Source organism: Flavobacterium sp. UW10123, assembly GCF_040538975.1.
In the GTDB taxonomy this organism is placed as follows: domain Bacteria; phylum Bacteroidota; class Bacteroidia; order Flavobacteriales; family Flavobacteriaceae; genus Flavobacterium.
In genome coordinates this window covers 52,863-69,332 of record NZ_JBEWQE010000016.1, presented here as the reverse complement: position 1 = coordinate 69,332, position 16,470 = coordinate 52,863, and the positions used below count along the sequence as shown (strand labels likewise).

Genomic DNA, 16,470 nt, shown 5'->3' with positions numbered 1-16,470 from the left:
TATGAGGAAGTTTTACTTATTAATGTTTTTATTGGTTTGCGGATTAGGGTATGCTCAAACCAATTATGTTGTAAAAATCTCTAACCTTAATTATTCAATTAATGCAGGGGTTAAAAACAGTACAAGCTCTAGAATCATAATAACAGTTCGTTTTAAAGATGGAGCAAGTAGGCAACTTTATTATAGAGATATTCGTAATAATGGAGATAAGGAAGTTAACTTGGATATTGGAGCCATTGAGTATGTTTCGAAGCCAGTTTCTATAGAATGTTTCGCTTTTGTAAACTTCAGAACAGGAACAGATGCAGATGGCACAGTAAAAAAAGATGTTGACGCATTTTGTCCTAGTGGCAATTTTAGTGGAAGTTACTCTCCTAGAATGTCACCAGTAACATTTAGTTATAAAATTGAACCTAAATTTTACATTACTAGAACAGGAGACGATATTTTACCAACCCATTCCAAAAAAACAATGACTGCCACACCAGGCTATGATTCTTATTATTATAGATGGCAATATACCTTATTACCAAATGGTGATTCAACTATTTGGACAGATTTACCTCAATTTAATACTTCACCAAGCATTACCGTCGACGCTGTTGATATTCTAAATGAAAATGCGGGGTTGAATATTGGAAAAAATATTTACTTTAGAATTAAACCATGTAGCGCAACACCTGGCTTAAGCGCATCTACTTCATATTCAATACGATTGTCTGCACCAAAAGTTAATTCTCTAACACGAATCCAACCTTCTTGTAGTGATTCTGATGATGGTTCTGTACAACTTGTCTTTGATAGAAATCTGATAAAAGGTGAACAATTAAATTATACACTATTTGATGAAGTTGCCCAAACTCCTGCAGGTTATAATGGTGTTTTGGCAATAGATGCAAATAAAACGTTTACTATTAAGGATTTATCTGCTGGTACTTATACATTGCAATTGATAGGATTCAAAGACGGCTTGAATACAGATGTATCTCCTGGTTTGGATCCTGATTTATTTGCGCTTAAAACTTTTGATATTACCCGACCTGAACCTGTAGATTTTACTCTGACTCCAACTAATGTTAATTGTTTTGATGGAAAAGACGGAACGCTAACAATCAATGCCTCTGGCGGGACCAAAGAAGGATACCAATATTCATTAGATGGTGGTAGTTCTTGGATTCCTTTTACAGATCCTCAAAGTACAAAAGAAGTTTTAACAGGTTTATTTCCTGTAGTAAAACCTTCAATTGCTTACAGTATAATGGTTAAAGACAAGCATGGCTGTGAAGCAAAACAAGGTACTAATGCAAAAGTTTTGACAGAAACTATCTCAGAGCCTTTATCACCGTTAACTTTAAAATATACTTTTAAGAAAAATCCAACTTTTTTTGGAGCTGAAAATGGTATACTGGCAGCTGCAGTGTCAGGAGGAACAATAAAAGATGATAACTCTTATGACTTTGTATGGGAAAATAGCAAAGGGGATAAGTTGCCGGCTACAGGCGAATTCAATTCTGCAGATAAAACGTATACTATTACATTGGAGAATATTCCTGAAGATGAATATAAACTGACCGTAACAGATAAAAATTATAAAATCGCTTCCAGTAAAGAAGGCTGTTCTATTATTAAATCCTCTGAAAGTTTGACGCAACCCAAAAAGATAAATATAACCTTAAAAGAAACACAGTCTATTTCATGTAATACAGAAAATTCAGAAACAGACGGAGCTAAGTTTTCTGATGGAATTTTAACAGCAATTGTCACGGGGGGAATTCGATTTGAAAAAACAAAAAATGGAGGTTTACCGTATATATATACTTGGTCAAAGAAACTAGGAGATGGCTCATGGGAAGTAATGACAGAAGTTAAAGATTCAGTTGCAAGAAATCTCCCAAAAGGGACTTATGCACTAAATGTTGAGGATGCTAACAAGATAAAACAAGGAGATTACAGCACTACGGATATAATCAAAGAAATTCCAACAGAAAAAGAAATTTTTGAACCAGAAAAACTTGAACTGTCATTTGATTTTGTTAATGTGTCTTGCTATCAAGGTAATAATGGATGGTTAGCAGCGAATGTAACAGGGGGAACTCCTATTGAAAAAGATGGGATTAAGGAGTATGGGTATGTTTGGTATTTTGAGGGAAAGAAAATAGTTGGAACAAAAGAAATATCAAATTTGACAGCAGGTACTTACACTGTTGAAGTTACTGATGGAAAAGGCTGTTTTATTACTGGAAGTTTTGAAATAAAAGATCCAGATTTTCCTGTAACAATTAATTATTCAACAATTTCAACTCCTACTTTTTCAGGAGCAAGTAACGGAAAAATCGTAGCTCAGATTACGGGAGGAACGACATTTGACCCAACAAATAATAATGGCAAATTGTATAATTACGAATGGAAAAATCTTGCGGGAGACATCCAAAGTCCGTCTGCAGAAATAGTAAACGGAGTTTATACCATCACTTTAGATAATCTGCCTGCAGACTCGTATTTTTTAACAATTAAAGACAGTAATTACAATGAAGCTACAGGTCAGACGGTTAATTGCTCTGTAGTAGAATCTGAAATTAAATTGACAGAACCTGATCCTTTAAAAGTGGTTTTTGAGATCGTTCAGACTATTTCGTGTAATGCCAAAAATGAATACGGAGACAAGATAGATACAAATCCAAATGACGGGCAGCGTGACGAATCTCAGGATGGAATTTTGAAGGCGCATGTAACTGGAGGAACTGCTCTTGCATTAAACAAGAATAATGGACATCCCTATTACTTCCGTTGGAAAAAACAACAAGATGACGGGACTTGGAAAGATTTAGCTATACAAGATTCTATCATCTCAAACCTCTCTTATGGAAATTATGCCCTTAATGTTGAAGACAGAAATGGGGTTATTTTGGGTGATTATGTAGCTGGAAATTGGATAGCAAAAGATTCTATCCAATTTATGGATCAGCCTCCAGTATTGTCAGTAAAAATTGAAAAAGGAAATGTCTTTTGTAATGGAGGCAATGACGGATGGGCAACTGCAATTGCTGAAGGCGGAAGCGGGGGGTATACTTACGAATGGTCTAATGAATTTAAGTCGGATAAAAATACCTTTTTAAAAACAGGAAATTATTGGGTAATTGCCACAGATAAAAAAGGCTGTACAGCTTATGCTGAGGTTTTTATTGATGAGCCTAAAGCGCCACTTTCGATTAAATATACTGAGATTTTAAATCCGAGTTTCTATAAAGCGACAAACGGAAAAATAGTTGTTGAAGTAACAGGCGGAACAATAGCAGCCGATAATACCTATTGGTTTGAATGGAAAAATAGTAAAGGAGTAGTACAAACCAGTTTTACAACAAGTTTTAGTAATGGTATTTATACAATATACTTAAACGGACTTCCTGAAGAAATTTATAGCTTAACAGTTCATGATGCTAATTATGATTTGGCAACAAATAAAACAAGTTGTACGGTAGTTAATTCTGTTAAGGAATTAGAAGATCCAGATCCGCTTGAAGTGACTTTTGAAGTTATTCGTGCTATTTCTTGTAATTCTGACAATGAATTTGGAAATGAGACCGATACTAGTCCGCTAGACAATCAAAGAGATGAATCGCAAGACGGTATTTTAAAAGCTCACGTGAAGGGAGGAATCCAGCTTGGAACAGATAAAAATAATGGATTACCATATTTTTATACTTGGAAGAAAAAACAAAAAGACGGTTCATGGGCACTTTGGAACAATACAGGTGATACGGCTGAATATCTTTCAGAAGGAATCTACTCTCTGAACGTTGAAGATGCTAACGGAATAAAACTAGGAACTTATGTAGATAATATTTTAGTTAAAGAAATTGATGCCGAAAAGTATATTCCACAACCTGAGCAGTTGAAATTAACCTTTATTAAATTTGATGTTGGTTGTACGACAGGGGATGACGGCTGGGCAGAGGCACATGTAACAGGAGGAACATCACCTTATAGTTATGAATGGACAAATGGAGAGACAACTCCCAAAATAGTAAATATTACTTCAAACAATTATTTTGTAATAGTAAAAGATGCAAAAGGATGCACAGTACAGGGAAGTATTTTTGTGGGAGATCCTAACGGAATATTGACCACAGAAACAGTTAAAAATCCAACTTGTTATCAAGGAAATGACGGGTCGATTGAACTTAATGTTACTGGCGGAAATTTACCTTATACATATTCATGGAATACAGGTGCAATTACCAAAGATTTGAATAATCTTACCGCTGGCAATTATGAAGTTACGATTACTTGTCCAGATTGCTGTGTTTATAAGAAAAGATTTGTTTTAAAAGATCCAGAACAAGTTATTGTAAATATTGGACCAGATAGAACATTATGCCTTGACCAAAGTTTAGATTTAGATGCTACGATTAAGGATCCTCAGGCAAAATACAGTTGGACTTCTACTAACGGATTCACTTCAAACGAAGCAAAAATCAATATATCAAAAGCAGGGACTTATCACGTTAAAGTAACTTCGGCTCTAGGTTGTATTGGTGAAGATGAAATTATAATAAAAACGAGTCAAATGGCTATTAGCGCAGAATTTTTATTGAGTTCTCAAGCTTATTTGGCTGAAGAGGTAATTTTGGTTAATACAAGCAATCCTTTCGGAGAAAGTACAGACTGGGTTATTCCAAACGGAGTACAAGTGGTCGAGCAAAAAGAAAAATACATCACAGTAAAGTTTAATGCAACGGGAGTATATTCTATCGGATTAAAACAGACACAAGGCGAATGTTATGCCGTTTACACCAAAAATATTACGGTCGAACAGCGTAGTGCAATGCCAAATGAAGGCACTGCATCAAAGTTTATTACAGATTTTATTGTAACCCCAAATCCGAGCAATGGTAATTTTAAAGCAATTGTAAATTTAGAAAACAATAGTGCCATAAATTTAAGATTGTTCTCATCTTCTGGACAAAACACCATGATTCAAAAACAAGAATCAGGAAAGAAAAAGTATGAAGTAGATTTTAATACTTCATTACAGTCTGGTATGTATATTATAGTATTAGAGACAGAACAGCAAACCTTGGTTAAAAAAATTATCATCAATTAAAAAATGAAGAACCTTTTCCGTAACATATATTTCTTTGTTCTATTTCTGCTTTTTAATGCTGCTGGATACGCTCAACTATATCCAGTTCAATTAACACCAGTTTTTAATAGTCCGTACAGCGTCAAAATATCCGATTATGCTACAAGCATGGATACTAAGATGCAATTGTTGATTAATCCGACAGATATCACGATATCGCAGAGAAGAGTACGCTTAAAACTTTATATACAAGGTAACGGATTAAATATCCAAACCTCTGATTATGCACAGGAACAAAGACCAATATACATAAATGGAGGAGAACTTCAGACTTTAACCAATGTCGATATTGCATCACTTTTTAGATTAGAAAACCTGCAAGGAATTTCTCCAGCGCAATATGCGAATCCTTTGCCAGAAGGAATGTACAATTTCTGTTTTGAGCTATACGATTTTGTAACCAATCAGAAAATATCGCAGAAAAGCTGTGCTAATTTGTATCTTATATTAAATGATCCGCCAATATTAAATACGCCACAGAAAAACGAACAAATCGCTTCGACGGAGTTTCCTAACATTCTTTTTACTTGGACACCACGCCAGATTAACGCAACAAATGTATCATATAAATTTGAACTGAAACAGCTTTTAGACCCGACCTTAGATCCTCAGATTGGCTTTCAAATGTCGCCAACTTTATATGAAGAAACTCTTTTCGGAACTGCATTATTGTATAACCTGAGCATGCCAATTCTTACTCCAGGACTACGTTATGCGTGGAGAGTTAGAGCGATTTCAACAACAGGACTTTCAGAAAATGCTATTTTTAAAAATGATGGATATAGCGAAATTTATTCCTTTAAATATACTGCATCTTGCATTGCGCCGACATTTTTGTTAAGCGAAGCCCAAAGTTCTAAAAGCGTAAAAATTACGTGGGAAGGCGTGCCTGAACATACACGCTATCAAGTTCAGTATAAAAAACAAGATGTTCGTAATGCGCAATGGTTTTCTACAAATAGTTTAAACAGACAAAGTTTAATTACCAATTTAGAGCCAGGTGTTACCTATCAGTTTAGAGTAGGCTCCAGCTGTGATCCTGCCGAGGATGGCGTGCAGTCGTTTACTTACTCTAATATAAGCACTTTTACTACACCTACAGAAACCAGCGGTGTTCCTGCTTATAATTGCGGTATTGTGCCTCAGATCAATATCCAAAATCAAAAACCACTTACCAATTTAATCCAAAGCGAAACGTTTAGAGCTGGTGATTTTCCTGTAACTATTTTAGAACTGCAAGGAGAAAACAGTCCATATTCAGGACGTGGATACATCATTGTACCTTATTTAGCTGATACTAAAATAGCGGTAGAATTTAAAGATATTGTTGTGAATACCGATTATCAATTGATAAGTGGTATTGTAGAAACAAGCTATAATCCAGATTGGAAAAATGTTACCGATGTTGAAGATTTCACAGGCGAAGGTCAAGGCGGACAAATTGAAGAAAAAGTTCCGTTTGAAGTAAAAGACATTGTAATCAATCCTAATGGTGATATTATTGTTAACGGTAAAGATGGTGAACAAATCACAATTCCAGGAGGAAAAGATACTGTAATTATAGATAGCAAAGGAAACACCTATACTGTAGATAAAGATGGAAACGGCAGTAATGAGCCTGTGATAGCCGCAGCGGGAGGAAAACCAACACCAGAGAATACCGATGGTGTAGATAAAAATGGCCAAGCCACAGCTTTTACTGCCAAAGGAATTTCGATTGTTTTTTCTGGAAACGGAAGCAAATATGCTTTTGACGTGATGCCTGAGAATGCATCTTCAGCGTTGAAAAAAATGTATGCCAAAGCAGGAGATAATGTATTGCCTTATAAAGCAGTTTTGAATGGCGATACAGATACAGTTGTTGCTACAGTAAACCTGACTGATTCTAACATAAAATTAGATAGCGTAGTTTTTAAAACCCAGAATGGAGCAAAAGTTGACTTTAAGAGAACTGATAAAGTATTTGTTCTTACTGTAAAAGGAAATCTAAGTTATGCCGAAGAACAAATCTTAGCGACCATAAAACAGGGCAAGAAATGGCAGGTTATTGGTGCATTTATGCTAGTGCATATTTCGCCAAAAGATGTTAATGTAGCATTGGTTCCTACATATGATAATTCAGATAGTAGACTTAATGGAATTATTGCCAAAACGCAGGGGATTTACAATAAAATTGGAGTTAAAATCAATTTTAAGAAAGAGGAAAAATTAAAAGATTTTGATAATGTTGTTTCAAAAGATGTAAGTGTAATTCAGACAGAAAAGAATACCATTACATCAACTTATAGTACACAGCAACAAGATATAAATGCACTTTATAAAGGTGGTGACGGTAATTATGTTCTATTCGTAACCAATAAAACTTCAAGTACAGGGCAAGAAGGTTACATGCGCTTGAATGGGCAATTTGGGTATGTATTTACTAACGCTAATGGTCAGGATAACTCAAACACAGCGGCTCATGAGCTAGGACACGGAATCTTTAAATTGGAACATCCTTTTGAGCAATATAAAACTGCAGAAGGAAGTACTGATTTTTTAATGGATTATAGTTCAGGCACTGTTTTAAACCATATGGATTGGAAACAGATTAATGATCCTGCATTTAAATTGTATGCGTTTCAGAGTCAAAGTAGTGGGGAATTTGCAAGTGGTTATGTGGTAAGTCCTAATTATGAGGTATTTACTGTAGGTTCAGAACGAAGAAAAGTAGATAGAAATACTTACTCCACTGCCGATGTTAGGGCTAATGATGGAACCATTCCAGGATTTGTATTCAAAGGAGATGCTTATTGGTGGAAAAATGGCCAGTATGTGAGTGAATCTGGTAGTTATACATTAGAAAAGGTTACTAATTTAAGCTCTATCAGTAACAAATGGCTGTATCTGTTTTTTAATAAAGACAATGAATGCGGTAAAACAACATATGTTACTGTTCTCATTTCAGAATATTTGAATAGCAAGAAAACACTTAAAGATTTTATTGAGGGTTACGTAAATTCCAAGAACAAGAAAACAATTATTTGTAACCAAGCTAGTGAAAGTAATTGGTCAGAAACAAAAGGTGAATCAGGCAACAATAGTCAAGGATTGTTTGTTAGAAACTTAATCAAAGGTGAAGTTAAAAAAGAGGTACTAGATAAATTAGAAAGCCTAATGTCTGGTAAATCAAAAAACTGGATTACAGGACAAGCACATCAAATTAAAGGGCATATACTTTTAACATCAGAGGCAGAAAAAACAGATAGAGTAATATTCAAAGACAATAGTTTTTATGTAGATAATGTTAAGGATGAAATTAAGCCAGATGAAATTGTATTTTGGTTAGAATATAGCAACGAAGGAAAAATTAGAGTAAAACAAATCCTTTCAGGAAGTAGTTTTGACGAAAATATTTCTGTCGCTTTAAAATCATGGGAATCAAGTTTAGATTGGAAGCAAAAAACTTTATTCGAGAAGATAATTGCAATTGGCTATGAGTCTGTAGATGGTTATTTTACAGCTTATTACGATATGTTTGATATGTTGAGCAGTGGTATAAGTAAAGTCAAAATTAAACCTTCAGTATACGATTGTAATGATAAAGACTATAATGAAATTTATGCAAAGGTCTTTAGCTATTTATCTTTATCTGGTGCAGTTTATGATATCGTAGCAGAAAATCTGGCTGATGCTTATCCGGAGTTTAATAAAGTATTTGAAAAAGCAACTCCTAGTCAAATTCAATTTGCTTTGTTCTGCGGAATGTATAATGGACTTATTGATGTTGTAAAATCTGTTCCTGATTTAGCAAAACTGCTTATTTCTCCATTATCATCTAAAGGGAGAGAAGCAAATAGCAAGTTTTTGACTCAGATAGAAGAGATGGAGATGTTTGAGAAAGATGCTAGTGGAAAAGAAACTCTTATTTATGGTAAAGGATTAAGTTTTGGTAAAGTATGGTATTTGTTAAAAGATGGTATTGCAAGTCAATTTGATGCTAACAAACCATGTATAGGAGCTGAATTTGTAGGTTCTGTTGTGGGACCAATAATTGTTATGTGTATTGGAGATGTAGAGGCAGGTGCAGGAATTGTTAGTAAAGTTGCTTCAACAGCCTTTAAGGCAATACAACTGTGTGATAAACTTAGTGATCCTTTTAGATACATCGGAATGTCATTTAGGTTTGTTAAAGGAGTGTCAGGAAAAGTCGGTGTTGTAATAAAAAATGCTACTAGCGATGTTATAACCCAATTAGATAATGGATTATTCAGATTAAAAGTTATTGTTAATAATACTGAACTGCCAACTCTAGAGATGTCGTTTGAAGATGTTAATCGATTAGTATTAGCTGGAGCAGATGGAATTGATTATCCAATAAATGGTGTTAACCAGCGTATAAAACTTAGTGTAAGCCCAGGTTCAATGGGTTCTCCTAATCTTAGTGCATACTCTGCGCAAATTTTTGGAGCTGCTAATGAACAATTACTAAAACGTCTTACTGATTTAGGTGTTGATCCTTCAAGATTAGAGAAAGTTATAACTGTATTAGGTAAAACAGTGCAAAATGGAGAGAAATTAGCTCTAATGTTAGAGAAAGCTCCATTTAAAGATGACATATATAAAATAAGAGCTTTTTTAAATGATGTAGAAGCGAGTACAGATTTACAGGATTTTGTAAAAAGAGGAGAGGATATTACGAAAGAATGGGACGTATTAGAGTCATACAGTATTTTTTCTCCAAAAAGTAAATTGTTTGCGCAAAGTGGAGCTATTTTGAAACAATTAAAATCAGTTTTAAATAAAGGACATATTAGTGCAGATGATTTAAAAACAATACTTAATGTTAATAGTGGATTAGGAAAAAGAGCTACCGATTTGGTAAGCTTCCTTGATGATTTAGACTTTTTTGCATTATATAAAAAACAAGGAGGATTTGATGCAGTAATATCAGGTTTGAAAGCGAATTGGTTTAACGGAGCAGGAGCAGATGGTGCCAATTGGGTAATAGCAGTATTGCGCAAGGAAGGTAAATTAGTTTTTGTTCCTGAAAAAACTAATTTTGAAGTTGTAGAGAATATTTTAGGAAACAAACGTAGGTATGATGCTGTCGTAGATGATGCTGTATCAATTGGAGGTAGGAGTAGAAAAAAATACTTCGAGTTTAAGTCATATAGTAAAGTGCCTCCTACTGATTTTGCTAAACAATTTTTGAATGATTTAAATAATGCTGATATTATAGATCTAAAACAATTACAATGGATGTTTGATGCAGCTAAAAATCCACCAGATTTTGTAACAAACATGAAAAATGCTATTGATAATTTGCCATTAACAGATGAGATAGCTAAAAAATTCTTAAAAGATGTGGAGAATCCAACGGTATCTAAATTAAAAAAGTATTTAAAGGAAGATTTCGATGAAATATTTAAATTGAAGTAATATGAAAATAGTAGACAAAATTTATAATGTAAATAATGAGATCTGGGATATTAGTAAAAATGTAATAATCAATAAAGATAGAAGTCTGGTAAATCTTAGTACAAAAAAAGTATTACCGTATGATGACAATATTAAAAGATGTTTCTATAGTAATAATTTTTTATTCTTGTTAAGAGATAAAGAGATCTCTATACTAGATGAAAACCTAAATTTATTAAAACAGATAAATCAAAATGCTGCAGTGGGTATGAGTATTTTTGATAAGGACAACTATGCGGTTTGGTTTGAAAATGAAGAAGAAGATGAATATTTTGATTTATATGTTAATGCTGAATTAATAGGGAAAGGAGATTTTTTTTACGGTAAGTTTTTAAATAAGCACTACAGTTATAGGTTAAAAGGTAGGAAAGATTTTCAATATTTTAGATTAACGGATTTACTAGATACAAAAACGTATTTTGAATTTAAATGCGAGCTAGGATACGAGCTAGTTTCAGATTTTTACATGTGGCAAGAGACTTTAGTTTTTATGTATTTTAAAGATTCTGATTTGAAGCTAGAACAGCGAGATATAAAAACAGGTAGCGTGATTTGGAAAACGGATATTAAGGATTCATCGTTTGTTTTCGATGACACAAGAGGTTTAATGGTTAGCATATGGGGTAATAGTAGTAGGTATCCAGAGAGTGAAGACAATTATCAAATTATAGATATAGAAAAACAAACTGTAGAAATAGGAACTCCTCAAAAGAATTTTGATTTTATAAATGTAGAAAGTCATATGGGATCTGCATTGTATAAAAATAAGCTTTATTTCTCGGAGCATCCTTTTTCTTATGTAAATGAAGAACCAAAACCTGTTTATGTAGGCTGTTTTGATATCGAAACTAAGAAAGTTGATTTTTTGCAGGCAATTCCAGAAATGGCAGGGAGTCAGATCGCCCAAATCGTTTGTAATGACGAAAAATTGTATGTAAGAAGCTCTAATGGAGATTTAATAGTTTATGAGATTTAAAATGTTTTTAAAAAAAAAATATAGCGTATTGATGGTTAGGTGTTTGTGGGTAAATGCTAACCATAAAATGTTTTATAGTGACAAAAAGGAATATCCTAATTATGGCAACTACGACAAAACAGATTATGTTGAGTTTTTTATTATTGTCAAGAGAGCTAAAAGTGTCTGGTTGGATTAATATAATGCTAAATTTGAAATTCTGAAAATAATAAATTACTAAGAAATGAGACTAAAAAAAGGATTTACTATTCTTTATTGATAACCCCATTAAATTATTTAATAAAGAAATCTATGTGGCAATTCATGCAGAAAGTAAATTCTCTAGATGAAGGTTTATTTGATTTTATTAAAATAGAATAGATATGTACAGTAATTTAATTAAAATAGAAAAAGTGTCAAATTTCTTTTTAGATAATCAGTTTAGATTGTATTGGAAAGGTGGAGGACTATACCATATAAAACATAATGGTTTATTGGCTAATGTTAATGGTAATATTTTTCAGGCGTTTAAAAAAGATAATTTAATTGTTGTTAATTATTTTTCAAATGAAGATGGTTTGGAAATGCTTTGCGAATTTGAAGTCTGTGAAGATTTCAAATTAAAAAAAATAAAAGAGGAGAAAAAATTTTTAAAAGAAATAGAAAATAATGTAGTCGTCGAACTATCATATGATTCATCATTTAATACAATCTTAAATGTTGTGAAATTTGATGGTGAAAAAATTATTGAAAGTATTGTTGATCCCTTTGGGTTTAAACTATTTGAAACGATATTCGTAAGTTGGGATAAATTGAAATTGGTGTTGTATGAGTTAAAGAAAGGCATAAAACTATTTGAATTTTCATTTTCAAAACTAGTAAAGGGCGTTAATGATGAAGAAACAAATGTAGAAGTTGTATCAGTAATAGGAGTTTATAAAAAGGTGCTTTGGATACTAGTCACACATCGTAAAATTATTGGACTAGACGTAGAGAATGGGGCATTATTACATGAATTAGATTTGAGCAAAGAATTAGGATTAGTACCTAATTCAAATGAAGATTTTAGTTTTTCTGTTAAAGATATTCATATAGATAATGAAAAAGGAATTATTAAAAGTTTATCATATAGATATTATTGGGAGTTAAATTTAGACACTTTGAAAATCCAAATCAAAAAAGATTTTGGGGAAAATTCTAAAGAATCGTGGCGAATAAATAGAAGCAAATATTATTCTGGAGATAGAAATCTTTATTTTATCGGTACCAATAAAGGAGAAGTTGTTAATAGGGCAGTTGGTGTTTTTGATACAGAAAAATTTGAAGTTATATGGTTTGAAGCACCATTAGAAGAAAGAAAGCTTTTGTTCTTCACAGATGTGCCACAGGTCAACAATGAAGTACTAGGGGTTATGGATAGTGAAAATAATTTAAGGGTTTACGAAAGAAATTAAATCTGTTTTCTATTAGCTCAAGCATCTTGCTCATGATAGCAAACAGATATTGATATGTAAATTATAAAAGCTTCTATTGGCGAATAGAAAAAGCAGATTATACAACATTAATTAAAAATGAAAACTTGCATATGAAAAAAAATATTTTAGCTCTGTTAGTAATATTAATTAGCACATGCAGTTTTGCACAAAAATTAAAAATTGATAAAGGAGAAATAAAACTAGACGATAAGACAATAGGTTTTGTAGAGGGTAAAAAACCGCTTTTTACTATTTTTAGTTTAGATAAAAATTATTCAATTACTGCAGAACTAAAGAAAGCTCCAAACGAAGAATCTTTAGTATTGCCATGGATTGAACTTAAAGATCTAGCGACAGGAAAAACTAACGAAATAGAATTTAAGAATAAAAGCAGAAAATTCAGTGCCTTTAATTACGACCGCAGTGTTGTCTATGAATTATTAGACAGAGGAATGGTCGGAACGGAGGGTTTAAACAAAGAAGCAATTGAAAGTTTTATAAATGGCGCATCGGCAGGTATAGCCACAAAACGTTTAGGAATTCAAGATGAAGTAGATAATGCGAATAAAATTGCAGATACCTATCAGTTAGCAATTGATGATTATGGTACTATTTTTAGCATTAAAGCACAAAATCAAAGTATAGACGATAAAAGAATTGGGTTTGTTAGAATGACTTCACCCTCTTCAAATGGAGATTTAAAATATGAGGTTTTAGATCTTGATAATAATTTAATAGGAACATGGTTTGCCAGAGGAGGAATGTTCTCAGGTTATGATAAATTATTAAACCAAGAAGTGATCACAATCAACGGGAAAGTGTTTAAGGCTAGTTTTGAAAATAGAGGAAATCCAGTAGGATATAAAATGAGCCAGGATATAACGGCAATGAATATTGTTAGAGTATTGGTTGGTAATGGCTATACTTTAGGTAGTCAGTTTAATGGAAAATAAAACAATGAATTAAGATATAAAATGATAATAATGAAGAAAAGTATTTTAGTAGCTACAGCATTACAGTTTTTGTTGATTTTAAATAGCTGTTCAGGATCAGACAGTCAGCCAGGAGGGACTCCCGAAGAAAAAGGAGAAATAAAAGCAGACTATATTACAAGTTTCTTTATCAATGATTTTGTTGTTGGTAATGATAATACGCTATATACGATAGGACAAACGCAAGACGAAAAGGGATATGCTATAAGTTTAAAAAAGACTGATCTAGATGGAAAAGAAACCACACTTAAAAATCTTGATCTCGCAACGTATACATATGCAAAACTTGCTTTAACAGAAAACGGAGATGTCTTAATGGTTGCAAAAGGGAATGATAGTCCAGATCAGGATAAAATAATGCGTTTCGAAAATAACTTTTCAGGATTGAACCCATTTTATACCATGAAACCAATAAGTTCTCCATTTGCCAGTAAGATCAATCTTTTTAGTATCTGCAATAATAACGATAATACTTATTTTGTTTTTGACTTGAATGCAAGAAACATAAAACGTGTTTTAGCAGAATTAAATGGTGATGTTTTGGTTGCTGGCTCAGGTAAAAATGAAATAAAAGATGGAGCTGGGCTAGATGCAAGTTTTGCTGCTGTAACAAAAATCATTAGCTTGAATAATATTTTATATTTAATTGATCATGTTCAAGATCCAAGTACAGGAATTTACAAAAACTCTGCAATTAGAAAGTTAGAATATGTGAACAATGAGTGGAAGGTAACAACTCTAGTTTCAGCAACAAACGGTGATCATTTTTCTGATATTACTTTTGATACAAAAAATGAGTTATATGTTGTAAATGCAGGAAAAGGAATCTTTAAATTAAATCTTCAAGATAATAGTCTGTCTCTTTTTAAAGATGGAGATTTAAAAGTAAGAGCGGCATCTGGTAGAGGGGTTTTCTCTTCTTTCAAATACACTGAAATGCTTAAGTTTAAAGGGAACGATATTTATTTGCTTGTTTCTGGAAACTTAATCAAGATTTCGGACTTCCAAACAAAATTTGCTGCCGCAGAAAAATAATAGATTTTAAAAAAAAACACTGCATGTTTTAAATAACTGCAGTGTTTTAAAGTGCTCTAAATGAAAAAAACTTTACTCTTATTCCTACTTATTGTTCTTGCTTCTTGTTATCAAGAAACTGCTATAGCCATAGAAGGTGAATTTACAACTTCGTATGTTGATCAGGATGAATCTATCCCCGTTATTATTAAAATTGATAATAAAATAACGGGTGCAGATACGTATGAATGGACATTTGAAGGAGGGAATCCTTCTGTTTCAAATTCTAAAAATCCAGGAGAGATTTTGTACAGTAAGCAGGGAACTTACACCATTAAGCTAATAGCAAAAAATGTAGACGGAGAGAGTAGAGAATTTACTAAAACGGTTGAAATAAAAGATGGTATCAATATTGAGTTTACGCATGAAATCATAAAGAGCAATTACTCTCCAGTTGAGGTTATCTTAAAGAACTCTACTATTGGAGAAGGATTGACATTTAAATGGGAATTTCAGGACGGATCGCCAGCTTCTTTTACAGGAAAAACTCCGCCAAATGTAGTGTTCACAACTCCTGGAGAACATACCATTACGTTGATTGTTTCAAATGGTTTTGAATCTGATAAACAAACTAAAACCATTGCAGTTGCACCTTATTTAGTGAGTTTGTTTACTTATGAACCAAAGTTTGAAGATGATGATTATGAAGCTCCAGTAACCATTAATTTTACAAATAAATCAATTAGTGCAACAAATTATAAGTGGACTTTTGAAGGCGGAAATCCAGCTGTTTCTACAGAAGAAAATCCAACAGTTGTTTTTGCAAATGCAGGTACTCATGAGGTGACTTTAGAAGCAATTAACGATAAAACAAGCCAGATTTTTAAATCAACAATTACAGTTCTTCCTGATACAAACTTGAGAACTTTTACTAATATTAAATTAGGAATTAACTCGGCACATAATGGTAATAATATTGGTGCAATGTTTTCGACCATTACGCGTAAAGTTTATAAAGCAAACGAAATCGATGACCAGAACAGCGGTCAAATTGATATTGTATTTCAAGGCTTAAACAGCAACTTTACATACAATAAATTTATCTCTCCAGATCAGGCCAATAACTATGGATTTTTAACATTGAAAAATGCACAGAGCACCATTTTTGTCAACTCTCAAAATTTGTGTAATTGCGGTTTAAATTTTACCGAAACACAATTTGACACTATGGTAAATGATACGCCTATAAAGTCATTAAACATAAATTATACTGCAGGAGGAGCACAGGAATTTGGTTTTATCTACCCTAGAATCATTTTATTTAAAACGCAAGACGGTAGAAAAGGTGCCATAAAAATTAAAGAAATGGTAAAGAACGGTACGAGTTCTTATATTTTATGCGATATCAAAGTTCAAAAACAATAACCAGTA

Annotated in this window: 7 protein-coding genes; all 7 read left to right on the top strand. The window is 32.8% G+C overall.

All coding sequences use genetic code 11. The features are described from left to right. Position 1 precedes the first annotated feature (1 nt). Positions 2 to 5,104 (top strand): T9SS type A sorting domain-containing protein, encoded by a 5,103-nt coding sequence (locus tag ABXT06_RS18285; protein ID WP_354592029.1) that lies wholly within the window; start codon positions 2 to 4, stop codon positions 5,102 to 5,104. A 3-nt stretch (positions 5,105 to 5,107) separates the two neighbouring features. After that, positions 5,108 to 10,564 (top strand): fibronectin type III domain-containing protein, encoded by a 5,457-nt coding sequence (locus ABXT06_RS18280; protein WP_354592028.1) that lies wholly within the window; start codon positions 5,108 to 5,110, stop codon positions 10,562 to 10,564. Between the two features lies 1 nt (position 10,565). Next, on the top strand, positions 10,566 to 11,579 hold the full coding sequence (locus tag ABXT06_RS18275; RefSeq protein ID WP_354592027.1) for a hypothetical protein: 1,014 nt from the start codon (positions 10,566 to 10,568) through the stop codon (positions 11,577 to 11,579). A gap of 362 nt (positions 11,580 to 11,941) precedes the next feature. Then, complete coding sequence (locus tag ABXT06_RS18270) at positions 11,942 to 13,012, top strand: hypothetical protein (protein ID WP_354592026.1); 1,071 nt, start codon at positions 11,942 to 11,944, stop codon at positions 13,010 to 13,012. A gap of 131 nt (positions 13,013 to 13,143) precedes the next feature. Continuing rightward, the gene (locus ABXT06_RS18265) at positions 13,144 to 13,986 is read left to right on the top strand and encodes a hypothetical protein (RefSeq protein ID WP_354592025.1); all 843 of its coding nucleotides are present in this window, start codon (positions 13,144 to 13,146) and stop codon (positions 13,984 to 13,986) included. 30 nt (positions 13,987 to 14,016) lie between these two features. After that, positions 14,017 to 15,060, top strand: coding sequence for a hypothetical protein (locus tag ABXT06_RS18260; RefSeq protein WP_354592024.1), 1,044 nt, complete (start codon positions 14,017 to 14,019; stop codon positions 15,058 to 15,060). Between the two features lie 60 nt (positions 15,061 to 15,120). Continuing rightward, complete coding sequence (locus tag ABXT06_RS18255; protein WP_354592023.1) at positions 15,121 to 16,464, top strand: PKD domain-containing protein; 1,344 nt, start codon at positions 15,121 to 15,123, stop codon at positions 16,462 to 16,464. Positions 16,465 to 16,470: the final 6 nt, after the last annotated feature.

Bases quoted from the DNA above. Each gene is read 5' to 3' on its own strand.
- ABXT06_RS18285 (WP_354592029.1), top strand. From the start codon at position 2: ATGAGGAAGTTTTACTTATTAATGTTTTTATTGGTTTGCGGATTAGGG.
- ABXT06_RS18280 (WP_354592028.1), top strand. From the start codon at position 5,108: ATGAAGAACCTTTTCCGTAACATATATTTCTTTGTTCTATTTCTGCTT.
- ABXT06_RS18275 (WP_354592027.1), top strand. From the start codon at position 10,566: ATGAAAATAGTAGACAAAATTTATAATGTAAATAATGAGATCTGGGAT.
- ABXT06_RS18270 (WP_354592026.1), top strand. From the start codon at position 11,942: ATGTACAGTAATTTAATTAAAATAGAAAAAGTGTCAAATTTCTTTTTA.
- ABXT06_RS18265 (WP_354592025.1), top strand. From the start codon at position 13,144: ATGAAAAAAAATATTTTAGCTCTGTTAGTAATATTAATTAGCACATGC.
- ABXT06_RS18260 (WP_354592024.1), top strand. From the start codon at position 14,017: ATGAAGAAAAGTATTTTAGTAGCTACAGCATTACAGTTTTTGTTGATT.
- ABXT06_RS18255 (WP_354592023.1), top strand. From the start codon at position 15,121: ATGAAAAAAACTTTACTCTTATTCCTACTTATTGTTCTTGCTTCTTGT.